Raw genomic sequence first — 24826 nt, 5'->3', positions numbered from 1 at the left:
TGAATTCAACGCTAGCTATGGCTTTTGTTGGATATCCGGTCGGCGCAGATACTGCGGCTCGGTGCTCAGTGAAGCCAATTCCCGTTGCCCCTCCGAGTCTCCGTCCACCCCGTTCACAAGGGAGTTCGCCGCCCTCGCCAGGTCGGCAAAGCGTACCTCCACGGTCTGACCCGTGACCTGGGTAGTAGCGTTGCCGACTAGGAAAACTCCTGCCCCGGCAAACCCCGCAAAATCGTGGTCCCACCCTTGGGCGACACCCTCCAAAAGGGAGGCAGGACCAACCCAATCGGTCCCGCATTGCGTCAAGCGCCCGCCCGTCGGGTCAAATTTGAACAGCCCGGCATAGACTTCGTGGCGGCGGGCATCCATCAGGGACACTATCCAACGCAGCGTCTGCCCCTGAGTCTGAGCTAGATAGTCAGCGCCAGAAAGCACCTGAGCGGCAGCCTGCGCCTGGAGGAACAGCTCATCCACCCCGACAACCGGGATATCCCAGGCAAGCCCTAAGGTCCGAGCCGTGACCAAGCCAACCCGCAGCCCGGTAAACGGGGCGGGTCCTCGCGAAACCACAATTTTTTGCGGTCTGCCGCCTTCTTGAACCACGTCAGTAACCAGGGACGAAAGGGCTTCCACTTGGGCTTTTCCGTCAGGATTCACCTTCACCAGCACATCGCCGGGGTTCTCGGAATTCACCAGGGCAACCCCCGCCCCGGCACAGGTATCGATAAACAGGTAACTCACAGGGACAATCCTAATGCGCTTCGCCCTCAGAACCATTCACCGCTAAAGTCGGAATCGCGGAAGTCGGCGCAGATGTAGGCACCATAATGAGTTCCGGGTCAGGCAGGGAGAGCACTTCGGCGGCATCTTCCGTGCGGGATTGCCAACGGAAAGTCAGCCACACCACCAACAGTGCGACACCGACAATGGCGACAGCGAGGATGACCACCCACACCAAGGTGTTATTGTTGGTTGGCAACGCTTCCGAGGTCGGCGTGGGGGTGGGACTGACAGTTCCCCACCAAGACTGCACCGCTTCTTGCACCTGCGCCAACGTCACCTCTCCGACAACGCGGGCACGCGCTGCGTTAGATACCGGCAGCAATCGTTCCTCGTTCAACATAAACCAGCCGTGAACGATTGGGTCATAAACGGGACGGCTAGAACGGACAGAATCCGGCGACGTTGCCAGCAAAGCATGAGCTAAATCAGGCAACACATAGCTGGCGCCGGGAGGCTCCGACCGGACGGGCAGGTGAGAATTTTTTGGTTCCGGAACATACCCGCTTGCAGACTGCGAGTTATTTTCGCGCGAGTTCGAAGTGGGTTCAGGTACCCCCGCGGTGGCTTTCGGAGCCAAAGTCTCTACGTGCGCTGGCGGAGAAAGGGGATAAAGGTCTTTTTCGTCCGAGACATAGACCACTACCCCAAGTTCTCGATCATCAATGCTCACCGGGGCGACCCACATGTCAATCGGTGTTACCGCACTGTCTGGATTGTAGGTGCCGCGTAGCATCCGAGCAGACCAAGTCACTACCTGGGTCGGGGTTCCCACCTCAATCGGGGCTTCCGGGGGAATCTTTACACTATCTAGGAGGTATTCACGCAATGATTGTCCGAAAGCATCAGCCTTGGTGTTAAACCAAACGCGGACATCGTCAGGGAGGTCGCTCTTGGCGCTTCGCGGCAGCTGTCCCGCCACACCTGGAAAACCCCCGGAAACAACCTCGTCCGTGGTATCAGTCGGGTGAGTGAGCCCAGGGGCGGCTTGCCCGACACTTGGCGAAGCGAAACTCATCACCACCGCGCACAGCAGAACGAGGACACAGCCCAGATAGGCCTTGCACCCGCGGCGCACCTGAAAAACTTTCGGCATCGGCTTTCCTATCAGCCTATTTACAAATCCGCCCCGGGCTGGCAAGTTTCTGGGGCAACACCGGATTCCGCACTCGCATCTGCCTGCGCACGCAAAGCCTCCCACTGCTGCACCAAACCTGACAGATTCCAAGTACCCTCCAGACCGCGAAAGACAACTCGGCAGGTTGTCTCTTCGGGCAGGTCCACGATAGTTCCCGTAACGGGAGCAGCAGCGCTCTCAGGTCGGCACAGGGACAGCTTCAGGCAGTGGGAACTGAGCCCCTCCACCTTGTCAGTACCCCATTCGACCACCACCACCGCGGTTTCTAACGCCGATTCCAAATCCAGAGTTTCCACATCGTCTCCGCCCGTCAGACGATAGGCATCGACGTGAACCAAGTTCGGCCCCGGCGCGTCGGGGGATTTCGTGTGATTGCGGGCGATGATGAAGGTTGGAGAGGTAACCCGCTGGTTGACGTGCAAACCGGCACCGATACCTTGGGTCAGAGTGGTTTTTCCAGCGCCCAGCTCACCTTCCAGAATCACCAAATCGCCGGCTTGCAGAAATGGGACCAGGGCTTGGCCCAACAGACGGGTATCGTCAGCGGACCTCGTTTCGACTTCCAGCAAAAGGTTCCCCTCGCGGCTCATCGTTCCTCCTCAGTTATTCAACAGCCCTTACGTTAGCTCTCGAAGCTCAGCGTTCTGGCTGATCCTCAACATAAACCCGCGGCACGTTGGGGGAAATACCGGTAATGACTTCATAATTGATGGTATCGGTCCACTCCGCCCAGTCGTCGGCGGTCGGAAGCGAAGGAACTCCTGGAATCCCCCCGAACAAACGGTCCTTAGCATCGCCAAAAATAATCGCCAGCTCGCCCGGCTCGACCGGACAAGGAGCAGGGACTCCGGAATCGTCCACCGCCGGACCCAAATCAACCACAATTTGATCCATCGGAATCCGCCCAACAATCGGGGCGCGCCGGCCTTTAATCCAGGTTTCACCGCGATTCTTTGCCAGGCGATGTAAGCCGTCGGCGTATCCAATAGGTAGCAGAGCCAACCAGCGCGGTCCCGGTGCGACCCATTCACCGCCGTAGGAAACCGCAGCGCCTTTCTCAACTTTTTTAACCTGAACCACGTTCGTTTCCAGTCGCATCACCGGACGTACCCCTAGCTGCCACGACGACGCAATTTCGGGATTAGGACTCAACCCGTATCCCGAAATTCCTACCCTGACCAGGTCATAGTGGCTCTCGGGATACCAAATAATTCCTGCGGTGGCGGCGATGTGACGCAATCTCGGGCGCAAACCCGCCTCTTGAGCGACCTCCCAAGCCCAGTCAAAGGTCCTCAGCTGCGACTTGGTGAAGGTCTCCGCAGCGGCCGTGTCTTCATCCGCGCGCGCCAAATGTGACCAGACGGCACTGACTTCAATGAGCCCGGCACGTTCCCGCGCTCGAGCCAGCTTGCACAGCACCGGAAAATCTTGATCCGTGGCACCGGCTCGGCACAGTCCGGTATCGACTTTCAGATGTACCCGGCAACGCAGTCCGGCTGCATCGCAGGCACGCGAAACCTGATCCAGCTGGTCCAAAGTAGAGACAGAAATGTCGATTTCCGCTTTCACGACCTGTTGCAAATCTGTTTGCGGGGGGTAGAGCCAAGTCAGGATGCGGGGGCGCGAGGCGGTGGGTAGTCCCATCGCGGCAGTCTGATACAGACGCGAACGCATCATGGCCGAAGTGGGCGTGTCTACCAGATGGTCACGCGCCACGCCTTGCTTATCTAGGTATTTGCGTAGCTGGAAAGCCTCGCTGGCTTTGGCGACACCCAACCATTCCGCACCGGCACCGAGTGCTGCCAGCGCCATGCGCTCGATACCGTGTCCGTAAGCATTAGCTTTCACGATTGCCATTTGTTGACAGTTCGGGGCAAAACGACGCATCTGGGCGAGATTTTCCTGATACGCACTGAGATTCACCACAGCACGTACCGGCCATTGGGGAACATCCACGTTGGTCATAATCTTCCTTTACAAAATAGTTTTCGCACTTCCTAGTTTGTCACGTTTAGTGGGACCGGGATAGTTTATAGCCCCGCCAAAGCCCGGGGAATCGCCTGGATAATGGCGGTGGCACGAGGGGTGGGCGCGACCAAACGACCCGCTTCGGCGTGCAGCCAAGCCGCGGCAGCTGCCAGTTTTCCCAAATCCAAAGTTTCTCCAGTAGTTTCGGTACGGGCATTCGCCGCGGCGAAAACATATCCCAAAATTCCCGCCAGCACGTCCCCGGAACCCGCAGTAGCCAAGTCTCGGGTGCCGTGAGTCAGGGAATAAACCTGACCTTCCGGATTGGCAATAGTGGTGGTAGGTCCCTTCAAAAGGACGGTGGCGTGCGTTTCTGCGGCAAGCTGTAGGGCCCAGTCATAAGGATTGGCCTCGATAGCCTCTCGGGTGGTTTCCCGACCGAGTTGCGCGGCTAGGGCGGCTGCTTCCCCGGCGTGGGGAGTGAGTAGGCAATTCGCATCGGACTGTATGTCTGTTCCGATGAGTCCCAATGCGCCCGCATCGAGAATCACCAACTCGCGAGCGCCACGGCCGCGCCAAGCGTTCAACATTTGTTCGCGATGCTGCGGCGAACCCGCCGCAAGGCCGGGACCGATAATGCGGGCTTGGCAACGACCTTCTCCCAATACGACTTCCGGGCAAGCCCGTATCACTACCGACCGCACCGCGGGCTCACCGAGGTAGCGCAGGAAAGACTCCCCCGCATTCAAGGCGGCAGCAGTAACCAAGACTCCCGCTCCGGGATAGCGCGCGGACCCCGCCATTACGCCCAACACTCCGCGTGAATATTTGTGATCCGCAAAGTGCGGCCAGGGCCACAGTTCGCGCACGTCAGCGCGTTCAATCAGGCCGACACCGGGCTGCATTGTCTGCTGGGGCAGTCCGATGTCCTGAACATGCAGGCGGCCTATCGTGAGCGCACCAGGACCGACCAACATTCCGGTTTTCGCCGCCCCCATCGTCACGGTCAGGTCAGCTGGCAACAGTTCCTGATTCGGACCCAAATCAGCGCCGCGGTACAAATCCAGGCCCGAAGGATGATCGCAAGCCACCACCAGGGGCACTGACCCCTCCGGCCACTGGCTGAACAACTCACTGATGCCCCGGACCAGAGATAACGCGGGTTCTCGCAAGGGGGGACGGGCTCCAATCCCGATAATCGCGTCAATAACGGCAACCGGTTTCCACGCCTTTAGCGCGTGCAGAGCCTCCCCCACTGTCTCGGGTAGCACACTGGGCCAAAACTCCACCCCGGCTTGCCGCGCCGCAGCCGCACCGCGCTCGTGGATATGCTCCGAGGTCGGCAGGACCGCGACCGGATAGCCGCGCCGCCGCAGATACGCCGCCCCGTACAGGCCATCGCCACCGTTGTTGCCCGCTCCGACCAAAACCAAAATACGCCGGCGTCCCCGGGGAACCGATGACACGGTAATGTCTGCCTCAGCTCCGGACAAGGCTCGGTGCGTGTGATGAGCCAGCGCATAGGCGGCTCGTCGCATCAGCGCGTCCGCGCCTTGCTCTCGGTCAGCCTGCGCGACCAGAGGTTTTTCCGTTTGTGCAATCAAATCCGGCGCATATCCCCAAATCACGATTTCAGCCTAGACGAAAATCGGCACAGAGTCAGAGACTTAGATTGCGCTTGCGGTTTTCAACCGGCAGGAAAACTAGGTAATCTTAAAGCCAGGAAATCCCGATACCTCTAAAGCGGGGTCACTATGTTCACGAAAGGTAGCCATGTCAAAAAAGGACAGTCTCCAGCTATGGCTTCTTTCCACCCCAAAACGCCTCGTCGCGGGGCTGTTCCTGCTCGCTGGCGCGGGAATTGCCCTGGTGCTGGTGACGCTATTTATAGTCGCGCCACAAATTGCCGCTATGCCTAATCAGGATCCCTCTGAGATGAATCGCCCTCAATCTGTTGACAAGTTTTCATCCACACTTCTCGTGGAAGTCACAGGCCCTGATTTCCGTACCAACTCCACTTTGAGAATGGGTCAGGCGGAGTCAGAACCCACAGAAAACCCCGATTCACCCGCGCAGACGGACGACACCACCGCGCAGAATTCAGAAACTCCCAATTTTCACTCGACAGCGCTCAATCTCGAGGGAATTAAAGACCTCAAATATCCCAGATCTTTCAGCAATGTTTCCGAGATGACTGCCCGGCCCACCCCGAGCCGCAGCTTGAAACAGACCCCAACGCCCAACCGTTCTGCTGCGGCGAACCTTAAGAAAGAAACCATCGAGTCTGGCGACCCGGTCCACTTCGAGGGAATGCAGGCGTTCTTTAAGGATTTACAAACCGGAAATTTCGGCGCTATGCAGCGCAGTTGCTGGCTGATTACCCCGGAAGTGTTTACCGACCGTTACACGACCCCGCCCGCCCAAAAGGCTCTGTTGCACGCCTTGTCGCAAATCCCGAAAGCTACCGATGAGGGCGTGTCTTGGAAGGACTCCGACGTGGAAGTGCGAGCCAGCTGGAGCCAGTTAGGTGCCCGGTATTCCTGCCCAACGGCAATTTATGGCGGCAAAATGGATTCGGTTACCCCGGAGGACGTGTCTTACCTGCTGGCACGCATTATGGCTCGTTCCAGCTATCCATTCAATGGTGCCGACTCGGAAGAAAACTACCCGACCCTATGTGAAAAATGGAGTCCTCCGCCAGGCATCACCAAGTACACACCGGAAGCAGCCCGGAAACTGCGCTATAACGAGGAGGGACACCTGGACGAAGACACTTTCAAGGCTTTGCAGGATTTACGTTCCGAGTCCATTCACCTCTACGCGGTAAAAAACACCTACCCCATGTATATCCGAGCGGCACACTCACAGTTAGAAGAACCTTCCGCATACTTCTTCCGCGACAAGGATGGCAGTCTGTGCCTCGGGTCGGTGGTCAATAAGTCATGAGGGACAATTTCGGCGCTCCCACCACCGAGTTGATAGAGGATTTCCTGACTGATCCTCACGGCACGCAAGTGAAGTTACGTGATAATCAGTACGGTTCGGCGATGCGAGAGATAATGGCCGCCCGTCCGCATCAGGTTTCCCCAGGTCTCGAGGAGACCGCCTCGCCTTTTGTCATGTTCACCAGGGAACAGTGGTCAGCTCTGTCGGATCAGACTCCTCTGCCGCTGACCCAGGCTGACGTGGAGCGTTTGCGCGCTTTGGGCGACCCTATCGATTTGGCTGAGGTAGATGCAATCTATCGTCCCTTGACCGCCTTGCTTCAGATTTACGCCGCCGGAACGACCAAGATTCGCTCCCGACGCGCTGATTTCTTAGGTGAGTCCACGGTTCAACACACTCCCTTCGTGATTGGGGTGGCCGGTTCGGTAGCGGTGGGAAAGTCCTCTCTGGCGCGGCTGTTGCGCGAGTTGATGAGCCGCTGGCCGGGCACTCCGCGGGTTGATTTGGTCACTACGGACGGTTTTCTGCACCCCAATGCTGAGCTGGTGGCGCGCGGGATCATGAACCGCAAGGGTTTTCCTGAGTCGTATGACCGTCGGGGACTGTTACGTTTTCTGGCAGCGGTAAAATCTGGAGCCCCCGAGGTAGCCGCCCCGGTATATTCGCACGTTACCTACGATATTGTGCCCGGTAAGTCCCAGATGGTTTGCGCCCCGGACGTCCTCATCTTGGAGGGGCTGAACGTGTTAGCTCCACCGTTGATTGCCAGCGGGAGCAAAAATTCCTTGACAGTGTCGGATTTCTTTGATTTCTCCATCTATTTGCACGCTCGCCCCGCGGACATCGAGCAGTGGTATCTGTCACGTTTCCGACAGTTGCGCAAGACCGCTTTCAAACAACCTGACTCTTTCTTCCGTGAGATTGCCGCTTGGACCGATGAACAGGCAGAATCTCATGCCCGCCAAATTTGGCGTGAAGTCAACCTTAAGAACCTCCAAGAAAACGTGGCTCCGACCCGTTCTCGTGCCACCCTTATCCTCGAGAAAAACCCTGACCACCGCGTGCACCGCCTGCACCTGCGAAAGATTTAGGCTCCGTCCCACTTCAGCGGCCTCACCAGGACGTTCCGTTCACTCCTCCGGTTCGCTACCGGTAGATTCTTCTGACGAATCGGGGCGACCCGACTGAAACCGCCGCTGCAACCGGGTGACCAAACGGTCCAGCAAAAGGCTGAGGATTACTCCCCCGACCATCCCTACCAGGGTCGCTAAGAGCGGATGAATTGGCCCCAGGATACTCCCGGAAGCAAAACCGATAGACATTCCGTAGGACACCCAACAGATTACGGCAGCCAGGTCGGTGCGAATAAAGCGACTGTAAGGAAAACCGGTTGCTCCGGCGCACATATTGACCGCCACTCGCCCGCCTGGCACAAAACGCGCCGCAAAGATGAATGACGTGCCACGTTTGTGTAAAAGTTTCGCGGTTCGTTCGAAGGCTTGTTCGCCCTTTCCGCCCCGCCACGATTTGATGCGCTGCACGTGAATACGTGTCCCCAGGAAGAAGGCGAAAGAATCACCGAGGGTCGCTCCGATGACGGCACACAGAAAAATTCCCGGGAGCGCCACAACGTGCCCGGGCGCGGCGAAATACCACGAAGTTAAGCCGATGACGATTGACTCGGCGGGCACCGGCGGGAAAAAAGCATCCGTGAAGCACAGACCCGCTAAAACCAGCAAAGCCAGAGGGGAACCGGCAAAGCTGTGAATCCATTCCGTGATGGTTTGCGAAATCGGCACCCAACCGCCATCCCCGCCCGCTGTGAGCAGCAGGGCCAGGGCGGAAACCGCGTCAGGAAGCGTCGGGGTCAGCATATTGCCCGCAAAGCTCTATTCCACCGTGACCGACTTGGCCAGGTTACGCGGCTGATCCACGTCGTATCCCAGGTGTCCCGCCATCCGCAAAGCCAACAGCTGCAACGGAATCACGTCCACCAGAGGACGCATCAAGGTGGGCGTGGGAGGCACCCGCCACACCACATCCGCAAACTCGTTTACGGAATCGTCCCCATCTTCGGCCACCACCAGAGTCACAGCCCCACGCGCCCGGACTTCTTCGATATTGGACACGACTTTGCGATGCAACTCGGGTCGACGCGGAGTGGGGACAATAATGACAACCGGCTGCCCGGACTCCACCAGGGCAATGGGCCCGTGCTTCAGTTCTCCGGCCGCGAAGCCTTCGGCATGCAGATAGGCGATTTCCTTCAGTTTCAGCGCCCCTTCCAGCGCCACCGGGAATCCAACATGACGCCCCAGGAAGATGACCGAATTGATGTCGTCAAGATTAGCGCCTAAGTCAGCCGAGCCAGCGTAACGGTCCAAGACAGTTTGCATCCGCGCTGGCATCTGACCAAGTTTTTCCAGGTAATCCTCGATTTCGTCGGCATATTTGTTGCCGCGGACCTGAGCCAGGTACAAACCTAACAGGTAGCACGCCGAAATCTGGGCCGTGAACGCCTTGGTGGAGGCCACCGCGATTTCCGGTCCGGCGTGGGTCAACAGTACCGCGTCGGCCTCGCGAGAAATTGTGGAACCGGGCGTGTTCACGATGGCCAGAACCCGCGCCCCTTGTTCGCGGGCGTGACGGATGGCCATAATCGTGTCCATGGTTTCCCCGGACTGCGATATCGCCACCACCAGGGTGCGCCGGCTCACCACCGGGTCCCGGTAACGAAACTCGTGCGCCAGTTCGACCTCACACGGAATTCGGCACCAGTGTTCGATAGCGTAGCGGGCCACCTGCCCGGCATAGGAGGCCGTACCGCAGGCCACAATGATTACCGAGGTGATGGAACGAAACACTTCGGCTTCAATCCGCAGTTCGTCCAAGGTCAGCGCCTCGGCGGCGTCCAGCCGTCCCGCAATGGTGTCCCCCACCGCCCGGGGCTGTTCCCGGATTTCCTTTTCCATAAAGGTGTCGAAGCCTTCTTTGGTGACGCGGTCGGTCGCGAAATCGACTTCAAAAGCCCGTTTGCGCTGAGCGGGATCCTGGGCGATGACCTCCAGACCTTGCGTGTGCAGGATTTCGTTGCCCTGCTGGTCCATGACCAGCACTCCGGCCGGGGTCACGACCACGACTTCATCCTGACCGACTTCCAGCGCCTGCTTCGTGCGCGCCGCGAAAGCCAACACGTCAGAACCGAGGAAATTCATCCCTTGTGACAACCCCAGTACCAGCGGAGACGACCGCCGCGCCGCCACAATCACGCCTGGAGCGTCCGCGTGCTCCACCAACAGGGTGAACGAGCCTTCCAAATCTCTGGTGACCTTTAGCATCGCCCGCGCCAATCGGGTCGCTCCCGCCGCGCAGCTCAGGTTCGGATCCAGGCTGTGCAAGGGAGTAGTACCGGGGGTAATCGGCTGTTCACCAGCGCTTTCGGCGGAGTTTCCGCCCGGTTCGGCCAAGTAGGCGCGCTCCAGCAGGTGAGCGACCACCTCGGTGTCAGTTTCGCTGACGCATTTGATGCCCAGGGTTTCCAGGTGGGCGCGGTAAGGTTCCGCGTTCTCGATGATGCCGTTGTGTATCAGCGCCAGTCTGCCGTCATAAGACAGGTGGGGGTGGGCGTTGTCACGAGTGACGCCCCCGTGGGTGGCCCAACGGGTGTGTCCAATCGCGGTGGTGGCGTTGGGCAAAGGGCACTTTTCTAAGGTTTTGCGCAGTTCGGATAGTTTCCCGACTTCCTTTTCAACCTTAATTTCGGGGCTCACGCTGGTCGCGTCGACCACCGCGATTCCGGCTGAATCATAGCCGCGGTATTCCAGGCGGGACAGCCCCTCCAGGACAGTTTCCTCAGCTACCTTGGCGCTCTGGGACCCGACGGCACCGACAATTCCACACACATTTCCTCGCTTTCGCGGCGCGGTTTTACAGCGCTAATAGTTCCTGTACCCGATTGGCGAGGGTTTGTGCCTCCGCATCTGCCTGTTCCTGAGTTGCGGCTTCTACCATAACCCGCACCAAGGGTTCCGTACCGGAAGAACGCAACAGAACCCGGCCCGTCTCCCCCAGGCGCGCTTCCGCCTGCGCGACATCCTGGGCCAAGCGCGGGTCGTCCACGCGGGTCTTGTCCACTCCGGGCACATTAATCAGGGTTTGGGGCAGCTTTTGGATAGGCGACACAAGTTCACTCAGAGGGGCTTGGTGGGAGGCCACAGTCGCCGCCACTTGCAGAGCGGTGAGGATACCGTCGCCGGTGGTGGCGTAGCGGGCATTGATAACGTGTCCGGACTGTTCCCCGCCCAAAATGTAGCCGTGAGCGCGCATTTCCTCCAACACGTAGCGATCTCCTACCGCGGTGGTGGGGGTCTTGATGCCCGCCTGCTGCATCGCTAAACGCAACCCGAGATTACTCATCACCGTCAGCACCAGGGTGTCCTCAGTCAATATTCCTGCCCGGTGCATATCCAAGGCCAGCATCCCCATGATTTGGTCGCCATCAACCAGGTCGCCGGCGCCGTCCACTGCCAGGCAGCGGTCCGCGTCACCGTCAAACGCCACCCCGAAGTCTGCCCCGGCGGCTACCACCATGGATTTCAGCTGCTTGGGGTGGGTCGAACCACAGTTCAGGTTGATGTTGCGCCCATCGGGAGAGGCGTTAATCACCACGACGTCCGCGCCAGCTTCCCGCAGCGCCCGCGGACCGATTTCTGAAGCCGCCCCGTTGGCGCAGTCCACTACGATTTTCAGCCCGTGCAGAGACACGGGAACCGTGTCTACCAGGTGATTGACATAGGCATCGTCGGCGGCTTTACCGTTGGCCACCACGTCGCCAACCCCGGAACCGAGCGGCCGTTCCCAGTCCTGGCCCAGCATGGCTTGGACCCGGTCTTCCATCTCATCGGGGAGTTTGTAACCGCCGCGGGCAAAAAATTTGATGCCGTTATCTTGCATCGGGTTGTGTGACGCACTGATGACCACGCCCAACTCGATGTCTTGGGATTCTGTTAGATACGCTACCCCGGGAGTGGGAATGACCCCGACCCTGGTCACGTCCATGCCGGCGCTGGACAGTCCCGCTGCTAGGGCGTGATCCAGGAATTGTCCCGAAACACGTGTGTCACGACCGATGATGGCTCGCGGCTTGGCGGGTTCCTCTGGAATCAGGCGGGGACGTTTAATCCCGGTGCGTGATTCCGTCATCGCCGACTCGCGTTGTTCCTTCAGCAGGTCTTTCACGATGGGCATCTGGCCGGTGGCCATGATTTTTTCTTCTACCACCAGGCGAGCCGCAGCCACTCCCAAGTTCAAAGCCAGTTCCGCGGTGATGTCTTCGTTGGCAAGTCCGCGAACTCCGTCAGTACCGAATAAACGTTGGGTCATCTACTGCCTCCTGTTGAACCATAAAAACCTCTCCCATTATTCCACGCCCGCGCGCAACCACCACACCCCCGACCCGCGGTGGGACTCCGACTCGAGATGATTGGTTCACTGAAAGTGTGGAAACCCGAAAAAACTGCGCAACCCCAGGTACAATAGCGAATGCAATCATAAATTGCAATTACACGCTAATATGTATGAACTCGCATTCACTTATTCAAAGGAGAATAAATATGCATAAAAAGCGCATAGCCATAAGCTCTCTACTTGCTCTTGCGCTGGGAATCGGAACTCCCACGGCCGCATTTGCTTGTACCGGGATTATTGTCGGACCCGAACTGACCACTGATGGAAGTTTCTACTTTGGTCGTACAGAGGATCTGGAGATTAACCATAATAAGGCATATGTTATTCACGAGGCCGGATATTTTCAGCCAGGACAAACTATAGAGGACGTTTCCTACGGAACTGATGCTGGCTATCAATTTACATTTGCAAATCCTTCATATAGGTATAACGGAGTTAACGACACCACTCCCGAATACGGAATTTTCGATGAAGCTGGTTTTAACGAAAAAGGACTAATGGTCGATATGACCGTTTCTGCAACCGCCAACGAAGCTGTTTTGGCTCAAGATCCACTTTTGGACGGGGAGGATGGTAGCCGTGTTGGCCTGACAGAGGCTATCCTCCCCACGGTTGTTTTGGCCACTTGCGACACCCCGGAAAACGCGGTGAGATTTATTGCTGACGAACTGGCAACGAAAGGGGCAGCGGAAGGTAATTCCCTGGTAGTAGCCAGCAAGAGCGACCTGTGGTACATGGAGATTTACACCGGACACCAATTCCTCGCCATGCGCTACCCGAAAGACAAGTTCTCCGTTTTCCCCAATACTTTCTGGATTAATGGTGTCACTTTGACGCCAGGAAAAACTACCAATAACTATGTTGTCTCCCAAGATGGCAATTACATCTTTTCAAAAGGTCTCTTCAGCACCGCTCAGGCGGCCGGAACTTTCAAGGGGGACGCAGCTCGGAATTATATTGAGGCGCGGGAATCTTACGCCGATCCAGAGGTAGGTTCGCGTAACGCCTCTCGTTCTGCCTCAGGAATCAAGACTCTGAACCCCAGTGCTCAGGTTGACCCAAATGGAACCGCCTTCCCCTTCTTGCAAAGCGCCGAAAAAAAGAGCATCTCACTAGAAATGGTTATGGACGCTACGCGCAACCGTTTTGGCAATCTCGGAAATCTTCCTGGGAATGACACCGGTGAGAAGGGTTACTATCCTATCGGTAACCGTAATGTGATGGAGGCTCATGTTTTCCAAATTCCGACTACTGCTACGGATAGTTTCCCTGGCGTAGAATATTTAGCTCTGGGATCCACGCTCACCTCTCCGTACGTGCCGTACTATTTGGATCAGACAACCGGTTTTTCCCCGGCAATGAATACGTCGAATGAGTACACTTCTAACTCGGTTTATTGGACCGCGATGGATATTTTGCACATGGTCGAGACGAATCGCTCTAAGTATCAACCCATAGTCAATGCCAAACTCTCGCCAGTTCAAAAAGAGATTCTGACTGCAACGGAATTGAGCGACAAGGGAGCGTCAGCGCGCACCGCGTGGAACACCAAAGCTGCTTCCAAGGCCTTTGCGGCTATGCAATCGGCACAAACTGAATTGCGGACTAAGCTGTTCCAAGACGGTTATACCTCCTCATCGGAGCGGGTGCGTAAAGCAGGTTTATCAGGAGGGGAATTCCGTCTCACAGTTCCGGCTGGAGTCACGGATACCGTCTGGAAACTAAGTTTTGATTCCAAATCGAAAGCCCTTACCATAGTTGACGCCTATGGGGAGCCTGTGGGAGTACCGGCCGGCGTACCTTTTGACGTCACCATCAGGAAAGCCACTTACGAAAAGAATCCTGGTCTTACTCTGGACGGTCAACCTGTACAGGCGACTTTACAAGGTGACGCATATGTTTGGAAATACTCCACCACCGTAGGCCGCTACAGCGGTAAAAATCGCCAAGCCGTGGCAGCCAATCTGTCCAAGTCGTTCTTTACGAATGCTAAGACAGCCTTCATTGTGAATTCCCAATCTCCCAGCGATGCCATCAGTGCAGCGAATCTCTCACAGGGGCAAGCCCCAATTCTCTACACCCACGGGATTGGTCTCGACGAAGTGACTCAAACCGAACTCGCTCGATTGCACCCGCAGAAAGTTGTCCTGGTCGGCGGAACCGGAGCGGTCAGCAATGCTGTGCAACAGACTGTGCGCACGCTGCTACCTTCGGCACGGGTGACGCGGATTGAAGGATCGAGTCGTTATGCAGTGAACGCGCAATCCGCAAATGAGTTTTCTCCGGATACAAACGCTATCGTGATTGCACCGGGACAAAACAGTCTTACCGCAGTAAACGCAGTGTCCTTCGCTAAGAATCTCAACGCTCCCGTATTCCTGGTTTCCAGCCAAGAAGTTCCGCGAGAAATATCTGAGCAAATCAAACGCCTGAATAAAGTGGAGCAAGTTGTCATCGTAGGAAACGAGACCGAGGTGTCCACTGCGGTGCAATCGAAACTGGATGAATTGACAGGAGTGAAGTCCTCTCGGCTGACCTCTCAGAATCAATTCCAGGTCAGCGCCACGCTGGCGGGGAATATCTCTGAGCCACGGCAAGCCATTGTGGCTAGCGGCGTAGATCCGGCCGATGCTTTGGTTGCTGCACCGCTCGCCCAGAGTCTCAATTTGCCGTTGGTACTTTCAAGTCCGGATAAACTTGACCCATCCGTGGTCAAGTATATCCAGGCGACGAAGTCCATCAAACAGGCGATTTTTGTCGGTGGTCCCGCTCCCCTCAGTCAGTCCCTTCGCGCACAGATGCAGGGGATTTTGAACTAGAGCACGGATTATCAGGGCGTTTTCACCACTGAGGTAATGTCGCTCAGTTTTCCGAATAAACAAATAAATGCAGCCGGGGTCACCGTATTGGTGTGGCCCTGGCTGCATTTTGCGAATAGTATTCCCAACCCATTTGTGTGACTAGCGATAATCGGGATTGTTGGAGTTCCACCAAAATCGCACACGACCAAAATCGCTCACGACCAAATCGCACCCGACACTTTGGTCACCTAAATGAATCCGAATTTAGTGGAACCCGGGTAATCCCGGGTTCCACTAAACTTTGTCGCAGGCAGCGATTAGCGCTTCGAGTACTGAGGCGCCTTGCGAGCCTTCTTAAGACCAGCCTTCTTACGCTCCACGGCGCGAGCGTCGCGGGTCAGGAAGCCGGCTTTCTTAAGCGCGGGACGGTTAGCGTCACGATCGATTTCGTTCAGCGCGCGGGACACGCCCAAGCGCAGCGCACCGGCCTGGCCGGAAATACCGCCGCCATCAATGCGAGCCTTGACGTCGAAACGACCCTGTAAGTCCAACAGCACGAAAGGTGCCATCACCAATTGCTGGTGCAACTTGTTCGGGAAGTAATCTTCCAAGGTACGACCGTTGATAGTCCAATTGCCGTTACCCGGAACCAAACGCACGCGGGCTACGGCTTCTTTACGGCGCCCCAGCCCCATGCCTTTGTCAATACGAGAATTCCCACGACCCGGTTCATCCTGAGCCGCCGGAGTCTCGGTGGTGTATTCGCTGGGGACATCCTCCAGCTCTTCGATTTCTGTAGTGGTCTTCGCCACGATACTCCTTGAGGTTTTGCAAACCGCGTTTATTGCGCGATTTGCGTGAGTTCAAAAACTTCCGGGTTCTGGCCGGCGTGCGGATGCTCCGGTCCGGCGTAAACCTTCAGCTTCGTCATTTGCTGTTTAGAGAGGCGGTTATGAGGCATCATTCCCCTAACTGCCTTCTCGATGATTTTCTCGGGTTGCTTGTCCCGCAGTTCCTGGTAAGAGGTTGCCTTCAAACCACCGGGGAAACCCGAGTGGTGGTAGGCAGTCTTTTCAGTCCATTTGTTGCCGGTCAACACGACCTTTTCCGCATTGATAACGATGACGTAGTCTCCGTTATCAAAGTTGGGAGCGAAGGTCGGCTTGTGCTTGCCGCGCAGCAAGGTAGCTACCTGGGAAGCCAAACGTCCCAGCACGATGCCATCGGCATCAACTACGTGCCACTTCGCGTCAACGTCACCAGCCTTGGGTGAATAAGTACGCACTTCTCTAGCCTTCAATTCTTAATCGTCGGTCTCATCACTTTTGTGATGATGAAAGTTTGCGTGTGCCCCGGGATGACAGCGGTATGAGTGGGAATGGTCACCAACTCGAGGGCATACAACCGTTTAATCTTAGCGATTCCGCCCGCGAAGGTCAAAAATAGGACTCCTGCACGGCGATGGCTTGAGCAGCCACGCCTCACTTACACGTATCTGGCGGCGCTCAGGACCGAGCCGCACTAGTTGTGTTCAGGCGCCGCGTCCCCAGCAGGGCGGGTCTTCAGTTTGGACAACTCCCCGGTGAGCATAGTCACCTGCTTGGAGAGGGAATCCGCATCTTCGGAAAGTTCATTAACATCAGACTGAGCCTTGGTGACATTCACGCAATAATTCTCCAAGTTCTCCAGGACGACACCCGAGTCGTTCGCCGCGCTGGAGATTGCCTGCGCAATATTTTGTGTGACGGCATTCTGTTCCTCAACTGCGGCCGAAATGGTGGTCTGGAAGTCATTGACTTGCAAAATCACTCCAGCAATTTCCTCGATTGCAGCGACCGCTTGCTGAGTTTTTTCCTGGACGTCATCAATCATCGCCACAATCTGGTTCGTTGCCTTGGCAGTTTCCGCAGCTAAATCCTTGACCTCACTGGCGACCACCGCAAAGTCCTTTCCTGATTCGCCAGCTCGAGCGGCTTCAATAGTGGCGTTCAGGGCCAGCAGGTTCGTTTGAGAAGCAATGCTGGTCACCGTACCGATAACGGTCTCAACCTTCTGGGTGGAGTCCTGCAGTCGCAATATCGTTTCCTGGGTATTGCGGGAGACCTCGGTGGCCTCGTTGGCAGTGCGGGAAGCCTCCGCGGAGCTGGCTGAAATCTCCGCGATGGCGGCGTTCATTTCCTCAGATCCGCTGGCTACAGTTTGCAGGTGTGCGGCGATACCGTTGAGAGACTCAGCCGTCGATTTCGCTAATTCCACCGTTTCCGCGGCGTTTGAGGCAGCCGTAGAAGCGGCTTGAACCACCCGATTGGTTTGCGCGGCAGTCTTAGCTGCCAAAGTTTGCCCTTCGCTTAACACATCGGTTAGCTCATCTTGCGAGTAAGCCAAGGCTCGGAGCATGTCCGCGACTTCATCGTTTGAATTCGTGGTCAGTCGCGGGGTCAAATCACCATTTCGTAGTGCCAGAAGCGAAGATTGTAGTTTATTGACAGAATCGACAATGCCCCGGCGCACCCGGTGCAAAATGAAGGCCACCACCAGGATGGCTACAACAATGTCGACGGCGTGAATAACAACGTTTTTTCCAACTAAACCTTTAGTTTGCTGCAAAACCGTGTCACTGAAGGAAGACACCGAGTTCTGCAGGGCATCTAATTCGGACAGGGTCGCAGAGATAATTGATTCGTCTGGAACCCTGCCGCTGTTGCTGGTTTCCTCAACTGTTTGCCGGTAGGACTCCAGGCTGGACACTGCCTGTGCAAATTGTTTCTGCAACTGCTCATCACGCAAACCGGACTGAGCGAAAATGTCTTGAGCGGTGTTCAAGTCGGATATAGCCTGCTTGATGGTCTCTGCAATCGGCTGGGGTTCCAGATTTTGGGTGAGATTATGGCTGGCAAATTCGTTTTGGAGGTAATCGGCTTGGCTCTGCCTGACCAGTTCGGAAACGGTACTGACCTGGTCTGAAATCAGGATTAAATCCTGGTAGCCGCGTACCTTCCCATAATAAATATCGTCAGTTATAGCGGAACAAATCACGAACGAGGCGATGCCCAGGATTCCCACAATCCCCATCAGTAATACTTTTGTCAGTACATTCAGGCGCAGCTGAGATTTCATGTTCTTGCCTTGGCGGCTTTGTGATTTCGTCATGCTTCATTCACCCACTTGAACTGGGACAATGTCTCTTGGAGCGCTTCGAATTCCTGGGCGCTGAGCACCATGTCTTGGCTAGCTTCCTGCAACTCCTCAACCGTCGCTTCCGTCTTGGCTTCAATGCGGTACAAGTTGTCTGTAACTTGTGCGGAATCGTCTGACACTTCTGTCACGGTTTGCGCCATAGAGGAAATGGTTGCGGTTTGTTCCTCAATAGCTGCCGCCACGGTGGATTGATAGTCATTAATGTTGGAGATAATGCCAGTTATCTCGGTAATGGCCTCCATCGCCGCTTGAGTATCAGACTGAATCTTGATGATGCTTTCAGACACTTCAACCGCGGCAGACTTGGTACCCAAAGCCAAATCTTTCACCTCGGAGGCCACCACCGCGAAGCCTCTCCCGGCTTCTCCGGCACGAGAAGCCTCGATGGTAGCGTTTAACGCCAATAGGTTAGTTTGCTCCGCCACCATTTTGATAGTTTCAATGACCGAACTGATTGCATCGGAAGCCTTATCCAGTTCACCCATGACGTCATTAGCCTGCGCGGTCAAAGTGGTAGCCTGCGCGGCTGATTTCGCGGCTGTTGCGGCGTTAGTTGAAATCTCGGTGACGGCACTGCGCATCTGTTCGGTGGAAGTGGCCACATCTCCGATCTGGGTGCTGACTTCCCTGGCGTTACCAGCGACCGAAGCTACTGTGTCTTTAGCGGCACTCGCTTTCGCGGCGACGTCTTGGCTCTTTTCTCGCAGTCCTTCGGCGCCTACCGTCGTTTCCGTGGCAGTGCTAGATATTCCACTCAACAAAGTGCCCAGGTTCTTTACCGAGTCATTCAACAGCACAGACATTTCGCCAATCTCGTCACGGGAAACCTGGCGTACCTGGTAAGTAAAGTCTTTCGCGGACAGGCGGTTCAGACCCTTGCTAATTTCCTTGGCGGAGCGAGAAATTGACAGGGACACCAGCACAGAAACCAGCAATACCACCACCAAACCAACCAAGCTCACCGCTAAACCGATATTGGAGTTTATGGAAGTGATGGTGTTCAGCTCGGCAACGTCAGTCTCATGTTTGTCAGTCAAGTAATTTCTCAGCGATTCCAACTGGCTTTCCATCTCTGCGCTGAGGCTGGTCAGAGTAGCACCATCCGCGTTAACGGGAATCTGGGCGGCCAAATCCTGGATGCGAGAAACGATTTCCCGCTGCTGAGAATTCAGCGGGACCTCCTGCAATTTCGTGAGCTGAGTGGTGAAATCTTGGATGGCCTGGTGGTACTTGTCATCATTCGCAACACCGAGGGCAGCGCTGAAGCCAGACTGCCTGACCTCCTGGAACTGTTGAGACATAGCAGAAAACTCGCGAGAAACCGCGGCAGTCTGGGCGTAGGTAGAGACTCTCCTCTGGGTCGCTACAGCTGAACCCCACGTAATAGCCACTACGGCAAGAGTGACCAGAAAACAGATTCCACCGATTGACAGCAACTTCTTTGAAATAGATAATCCCACTTTGACCATTACGCCTCCTAAGCCCATTCTACAAGGTGTTACAGGGACAGTCTGTGTTTTCAAAACAAACGGCTACGGTACGCAAGCAGGCTTGGTTCTGGCCTCCCCTCCGGATGTCGGGCAGAGCGAGGCGAGTGTCTCACCGCCGCTTCTGCAGCTTCTGCTTCATCTCCGGGAAAACGTCCCCGACGCCCGCTCTCGATTCGCAGCAGCACACGCCAAAACCAAACTGGAAAAATCAGTCTTTTAGTTTAGAGTATTTAAACTTGTAGACCCCGTGCATGATGGTTCCATCCAGCCAGCCAATTGGCTTAGCTGAGGTAACTTTTGCCGCCAGAGCCGCCAAGGCGTTCTTACGCGCTACTGTGGCCACCGCCTGGGCTTCATCCAGATCAGCCCCCAGGAAATAGGTCGCTTTGCGCCCGTAAATCATCGTCGTGCCAAACGTTTGACCGACTTTCAATCCCACCAGCTGGCTGAAGTCGTCCAGGTAGGCGCGCAAACCCGTCTGACTGAACTGCAAGAACAGCGGATCATCCGTCGCGACCACCGCCCCGGCATCGTCTCGACGCATGAAAATGTGGACAATCTGAGGCGGCAACCCAAAGCCATCGCGCTCAAAGCACCGCACCTGCGCCGCACCGTCCCTTTCCTTCCAGCCGGTCATCAGTTCAAACTGAGTACGACAGGCAGCTTCCACCGCTTTTGCCAAATCCACCAGTTCGTTCGCATCCTGACCGAACAGTACTGCCCCGTGACCTTGCATCAAAATCGCCCTGGACCCGGTCTCACGCAACGTAGCCAACACGGCCTTATGCAGTTTCCCGGTGGAAGGCAACCCGTAAGCTGCCGTCGGCAGGGTCGTCGACCCGAGACGTTCTGCTAGCTCAGGTGGAATTTCTACCGTAGCGCCGCTCACGCTGAGAGCCGAGGCATAGGGCTGGTGGGTGTGAATAATAAACTGGACCTGAGGCAGTTCCCGATAGATTTCCGTGTGCAGCCCGCGCTCCCCACTCGGCTTCAAATCCCCGGACCACTTGCCCTCGAAATCGACCTCTACCAATTCTTCTGGGGTCATCGTCTCGTAGCCTCGCCCTGAAGGCGTAATGAGATAACGGTCATCACCGCTGCGTTGAGACAAGTTGCCCCAGGTACGAGCCACTAAGCCTTCTCTCAGCAGGAGGCGTGCGGTATCGATAATCACATTTTCAGTTTTATCGTCTTGCCCAGTATTCCCGGTCATTTTTTGTCCTTTCTTCGCTACTGCGGCTGCCCGCGCCTGTTTATTTCTTGGTTGCCGGCTTCATCTCAACCTTTTGGAACACCCGCTCAAAACGGTTCAGCGCCTCGTCAATCAGTTCCGGGGTATATGCCGCAGAAGTGTACAGACGCGAGCCAGCCAGGGTAATCAGCCCTTCGGCGGTGTAGGCCGCCCCCATGTATTCCATCTCTTTCTTGCGTTTCGACGTTTCGTTCAAGACGTGCGGGATAGTCCACGGTTTACTCCAATCTATGGAGAAGTGCATGGTTCCAACCGTCTCGAGGTGACACACGGATCCTTCGTTCCAAGCCACGAAAGGCAGGTCGTATTGCTTAATCAGGCTTCGCAGCCCATCGGTCAGGCGGTTACCCATTTCTCCGGCATATTCACAAGCATTCGTCTCAATGATGCGCTGTATCGTGTGGTAGCCCGCCACACAGCTAATCGGGGTGGCCGCCATTGTGCCGCCAATCAACGCCTTGTGAACCTTGTCTCCCGTCTGAATCCCCGCCGCGAGGTACTTCATATATTCGCGTTTGCCACCCAGGCCGCCCGCACCGGGATACCCTCCGGCGATGACCTTGCCAAACACCGTCAAATCCGTGTCAATCCCGAACAGCCCCGAAGCACCCCGGTCAGAAATCCGGAACGCGGTAACGACCTCGTCAAAAATCAACAACGCCCCGTAGCGGCGGCACAGCCGTTCCACCCCCTTGAGGAAAGCCTGGTCGATGGGCCACGTCCCGGATTCCGGCCCGATGGGTTCAATCATGACCGCGGCAGTACCGCCGTGGAGCTTCTTCATGCGCAGTTTGCGCTCCAGGTCACCCAGATCTCCGGGCATAAATTCGTCTACGTAACGGAACATGGTCCAAGGCACCCCGTGGGCTTGGGTGAACTTAGAACCCGGAATACGGATACCGTAACCGAGCTGATCAGACCAGCCGTGATAGGCCCCGCCCATTTTAAGGACGTGCTTCTTTTTGGTGGCCAGGCGGGCGACCCGGATTGCCGCCATACACGCCTCTGTGCCCGAACCCAGCATTCGGAACATATCCACAGTCGGCACACGTGAGGCGATGAGGTCCGCCAGTTTGTATTCGTACTCGTGGAACAGCCCGGTAGACGGCCCCCCATCTTTCAGCAGCTTGATGACTTCTTCGCGAACTTCCGGCGGGTTGGAACCCAGCACGGTCGGACCGCCAGCCTGCAAGAAATCAAAGTACACGTTGCCGTCAATGTCAGTCAGTTCATGTCCGCTGGCTTTGGTGATAACCAGGGGGAAAGGATGGTTGAACGCGAGATTGTGCTGAACTCCGCCGGGAATGCGATTCATCGCCGTTTCAATCATAGATTTCGAACCTGAACACTTCGCTTCGAAGTAATCTTGTTCGTAATTACGCAAGGCTCCGGCACTAATGGAGTAAATTGGTTTCTTGATAAGGTCATCCAGTTGCTTGTTGATGGCGCGAGTGCTGGGTTGATTAATTCGCATTTGATTCTCTCCTCACTGAGCTGAAATCATTGCCCCAATTGTATAACTCTTGAACGAAAGAAAACAGTATGTTGATACTTGCTTACGACGTCGGAACGTCAGGAGTGAAAACTTGTCTGTACCAGGCGGGGTCGGAGCTAACCCTGGTGAACTCTCGATTGGGGACCTACGACCTGACAATCCTGCCCAATGGGGGCGCAGAACAAGACCCGAACCAGTGGTGGGACGCCATCGTCAAAACCACTCGTGAACTTGCACGCGAAAACCCGCAAGAAATGGCGGAGGTCCAAGCCATCAGTTTTTGTTCCCAGATGCAAGCTCTGGTGCTGGTAGATGAGTCGGGACATCACCTGCGTCCCGCCATGAGCTATATGGATCAGCGCGCCGCGGAGCAAAAACAGCGCGGGCTTGAAACCGGCATGAAAATTTCGGGGATGAATGCCAAGAAGTTGTTGTCCAGCCTCTATCGGACCTCCGCAGTTTCCGCTTCCGTCAAGGACCCCATGTGGAAATACCTCTGGGTGCGTGACAACGAGCCCGAAGTCTATGCCAAGGTCCACAAGTGGCTCGACGTCAAGGAATACCTCATTGCCCGCTTGACCGGGAATTTCGTCATGTCAGTAGATTCGGCGTTCGCCACTTTGCTCCTGGACGTGCGCAGCAGTCGTCCCGCGTGGGCATCGCGTTTAGCTCGCTCTTTCGGGGTCCATCCGAATCATCTCGCGCCCATCGTCACGTCGGCGACCGCAGTCGGGACGTTGCTTCCAAAAGTTGCTCAAGAGCTTGGCCTACCGCAAACCGCCACCGTTTATGCTGGTGGTGGGGACGCGTCACTCATCGGAGTCGGGGCTGGGGCCTGCGGGGTCAGCGACACCCACATCTACTGGGGAACTTCAGGATGGGTTTCTACCGTCACCGATAAGCGCGTGGTGGATGTCAATTCCATGATTGCTACCGTTGACGGTGCCGATCCGGGCAAATACAACTACTTCGCCGAGCTGGAAACGGCCGGTAAATGTTTCGAATGGGTTCGCAAACATTTGGCCGAGGACGAGATTGATGTCTACCTATCTCATAAGGACCAAGCCGGGGACGTAGAAACGAAATACACCTCGCTCTACGAGTACCTGTCCGAGGTTATTGCGAAAGCTCCCGCTGGTAGTGGCGGTGTGATTTTCGCCCCTTGGCTGCACGGAAACCGTTGCCCGTTCGAGGACGCCAATGCCAGGGCCATGTTTTTCAACATCTCCCTGGAAACCGGCAAAACTGAGATGCTACGCTCCGTCATCGAAGGCGTATGTTTCCATCTGCGCTGGTTCTTGGAAACAGAAGGTAAGAAAATCCAAACTTCCGAAGCGGTACGTTTCGTCGGTGGCGGCGCCCTCTCGCCAGTCACTTCCCAGATTCTGGCTGACGTACTGGGTCGAACCGTAGAGACGGTAAGGGATCCGCAAAACGTGGGGTCGGTCGGTGCTGCCCTAGTAGCCCTGGTAGGGGCACAAGAAGTCGACAACCTGATTCAGGCCGCCCAGAAACTCGTGAAAGTCTCGGAACGTTACCTGCCTAACCCGGAACATCGCGCTGTCTACGACCGCCAATACAAAGTGTTCAAAGGCCTATATCGCGCCAACCGCAAAGCCTTCAATCTGCTCAACAGTAACAACCAACCGAAATAACAAAGGATTACCACTATGACACAGACGGATTCTCCAACCCCACCGGAGCAACCAGATAATTCCCCCGATGTCCCCTCGGTGGCAACGCCCTCTGGCGCTGCACAGACAGCCCCTGCCCCGAGCAACCCTGATGCGATTGTGGTCGGCCAGGCTTCCAAAGGCAAAGCCGCCCTCATTCAAGCCATCAAGTTCACTCTGCTGTCCATCACTGCCGCCGGGGTCGAGGTCGCCAGCTTCGCCCTGATGGTATGGATAAACTCCCTGACGGGGTGGTTCCCGTTCTGGGTGTCGCAATCGGTTTCCATCGCCCTGTCGGTTGTCTATAACTTTACGGTAAACCGCCATTTCACTTTCAAGTCAGCGAATAACGTTCCCATCGCGATGCTGAAGGTCGCCTTGTTCTATGTGTTCTTTATCCCTCTGACGTCCTGGGGCGGACAAATTCTGTCCAATATGGGATGGGCTGACTGGTTGCTGAAAGGCATCAGTTTGTTGCTGAACTTTGTCGGCGAGTTCTTGTGGTGGAAGTTCGTGGTGTTCCGCGGTTCGGAAAACACGAACTCTCTGGCGGTAAAGCAGGCCGAAAAGAGCCGACAAAACAGCGTATCTGCCGCGGAATAAGCCGCCAGTGAACGAT

Annotated in this window: 19 protein-coding genes; 5 read left to right on the top strand and 14 right to left on the bottom strand. The window is 56.1% G+C overall.

The window, feature by feature from the left end:
• Positions 1-15: 15 nt before the first annotated feature.
• From tsaB to Q0V70_RS00995, 5 genes are all read right to left on the bottom strand, one after another.
• The gene (gene tsaB / locus Q0V70_RS01015) at positions 16-741 is read right to left on the bottom strand and encodes a tRNA (adenosine(37)-N6)-threonylcarbamoyltransferase complex dimerization subunit type 1 TsaB (RefSeq protein ID WP_297587357.1); all 726 of its coding nucleotides are present in this window, start codon (positions 739-741) and stop codon (positions 16-18) included.
• A gap of 10 nt (positions 742-751) precedes the next feature.
• Entirely contained in the window at positions 752-1876 is a 1125-nt protein-coding gene (locus Q0V70_RS01010) for a hypothetical protein (protein ID WP_297587355.1), read from the bottom strand.
• Between the two features lie 20 nt (positions 1877-1896).
• Positions 1897-2508, bottom strand: a complete 612-nt coding sequence (gene tsaE / locus Q0V70_RS01005; RefSeq protein WP_297587352.1) for a tRNA (adenosine(37)-N6)-threonylcarbamoyltransferase complex ATPase subunit type 1 TsaE — start codon at positions 2506-2508, stop codon at positions 1897-1899.
• 46 nt (positions 2509-2554) lie between these two features.
• On the bottom strand, positions 2555-3883 hold the full coding sequence (gene alr, locus Q0V70_RS01000; RefSeq protein ID WP_297587349.1) for an alanine racemase: 1329 nt from the start codon (positions 3881-3883) through the stop codon (positions 2555-2557).
• 65 nt (positions 3884-3948) lie between these two features.
• Positions 3949-5514, bottom strand: coding sequence for a bifunctional ADP-dependent NAD(P)H-hydrate dehydratase/NAD(P)H-hydrate epimerase (locus tag Q0V70_RS00995; RefSeq protein ID WP_297587346.1), 1566 nt, complete (start codon positions 5512-5514; stop codon positions 3949-3951).
• Between the two features lie 145 nt (positions 5515-5659).
• Here Q0V70_RS00995 and Q0V70_RS00990 point away from each other — a divergent pair, with 145 nt between their 5' ends.
• Complete coding sequence (locus Q0V70_RS00990; protein ID WP_297587343.1) at positions 5660-6832, top strand: hypothetical protein; 1173 nt, start codon at positions 5660-5662, stop codon at positions 6830-6832.
• Positions 6829-7923: a type I pantothenate kinase gene (coaA, locus tag Q0V70_RS00985; protein ID WP_297587338.1), complete on the top strand. Its 1095-nt coding sequence runs from the start codon at positions 6829-6831 to the stop codon at positions 7921-7923. The genes Q0V70_RS00990 and coaA overlap by 4 nt, the downstream gene beginning before the upstream one ends.
• A 39-nt stretch (positions 7924-7962) precedes the next feature.
• Here the strand turns inward: coaA and Q0V70_RS00980 are convergent, their stop codons facing one another.
• From Q0V70_RS00980 to glmM, 3 genes are read right to left on the bottom strand one after another with little or no spacing between them, the layout of a single operon-like run.
• Positions 7963-8706, bottom strand: coding sequence for a DedA family protein (locus Q0V70_RS00980; RefSeq protein WP_297587335.1), 744 nt, complete (start codon positions 8704-8706; stop codon positions 7963-7965).
• Positions 8707-8721: 15 nt separating this feature from the next.
• Positions 8722-10734, bottom strand: coding sequence for a glutamine--fructose-6-phosphate transaminase (isomerizing) (gene glmS / locus Q0V70_RS00975; RefSeq protein WP_297587332.1), 2013 nt, complete (start codon positions 10732-10734; stop codon positions 8722-8724).
• Between the two features lie 25 nt (positions 10735-10759).
• On the bottom strand, positions 10760-12214 hold the full coding sequence (glmM, locus tag Q0V70_RS00970; protein ID WP_297587329.1) for a phosphoglucosamine mutase: 1455 nt from the start codon (positions 12212-12214) through the stop codon (positions 10760-10762).
• A 230-nt stretch (positions 12215-12444) separates the two neighbouring features.
• Between glmM and Q0V70_RS00965 the strand changes: the two genes are divergently transcribed.
• On the top strand, positions 12445-15117 hold the full coding sequence (locus Q0V70_RS00965) for a C69 family dipeptidase (RefSeq protein ID WP_297587325.1): 2673 nt from the start codon (positions 12445-12447) through the stop codon (positions 15115-15117).
• A 299-nt stretch (positions 15118-15416) separates the two neighbouring features.
• Here Q0V70_RS00965 and rpsI read toward each other — a convergent pair whose 3' ends face one another.
• The 6 genes from rpsI to Q0V70_RS00935 all read right to left on the bottom strand — a co-directional run bounded on the left by rpsI (position 15417) and on the right by Q0V70_RS00935 (position 22513).
• Positions 15417-15911, bottom strand: coding sequence for a 30S ribosomal protein S9 (gene rpsI / locus Q0V70_RS00960; RefSeq protein WP_282922056.1), 495 nt, complete (start codon positions 15909-15911; stop codon positions 15417-15419).
• Positions 15912-15940: 29 nt separating this feature from the next.
• On the bottom strand, positions 15941-16384 hold the full coding sequence (rplM, locus tag Q0V70_RS00955; protein WP_297587322.1) for a 50S ribosomal protein L13: 444 nt from the start codon (positions 16382-16384) through the stop codon (positions 15941-15943).
• A 236-nt stretch (positions 16385-16620) separates the two neighbouring features.
• Positions 16621-18249, bottom strand: coding sequence for a methyl-accepting chemotaxis protein (locus tag Q0V70_RS00950; RefSeq protein ID WP_297587320.1), 1629 nt, complete (start codon positions 18247-18249; stop codon positions 16621-16623).
• On the bottom strand, positions 18246-19766 hold the full coding sequence (locus tag Q0V70_RS00945; protein WP_297587318.1) for a methyl-accepting chemotaxis protein: 1521 nt from the start codon (positions 19764-19766) through the stop codon (positions 18246-18248). Before Q0V70_RS00945 ends, Q0V70_RS00950 begins: the two co-directional genes overlap by 4 nt.
• 229 nt (positions 19767-19995) lie before the next feature.
• The gene (locus Q0V70_RS00940) at positions 19996-21000 is read right to left on the bottom strand and encodes a class II aldolase/adducin family protein (RefSeq protein ID WP_297587316.1); all 1005 of its coding nucleotides are present in this window, start codon (positions 20998-21000) and stop codon (positions 19996-19998) included.
• 40 nt (positions 21001-21040) lie between these two features.
• A complete protein-coding gene (locus Q0V70_RS00935; protein ID WP_297587314.1) occupies positions 21041-22513 on the bottom strand; it encodes an aspartate aminotransferase family protein in 1473 nt (490 codons plus the stop codon).
• Between the two features lie 68 nt (positions 22514-22581).
• On the opposite strand from Q0V70_RS00935, the gene Q0V70_RS00930 reads away from it, so the two are divergent.
• Positions 22582-24189, top strand: a complete 1608-nt coding sequence (locus Q0V70_RS00930; RefSeq protein ID WP_297587312.1) for an FGGY-family carbohydrate kinase — start codon at positions 22582-22584, stop codon at positions 24187-24189.
• 15 nt (positions 24190-24204) lie between these two features.
• Positions 24205-24810 carry a GtrA family protein gene (locus tag Q0V70_RS00925; RefSeq protein WP_297587310.1) on the top strand — a complete coding sequence of 202 codons (606 nt, stop codon included), beginning with the start codon at positions 24205-24207 and terminating at the stop codon, positions 24808-24810.
• Positions 24811-24826: the final 16 nt, after the last annotated feature.

It is taken from the genome of uncultured Mobiluncus sp., from assembly GCF_947087965.1.
In the GTDB taxonomy this organism is placed as follows: domain Bacteria; phylum Actinomycetota; class Actinomycetes; order Actinomycetales; family Actinomycetaceae; genus Mobiluncus.
This window is presented reverse-complemented; position numbering and strand designations above follow the sequence as displayed.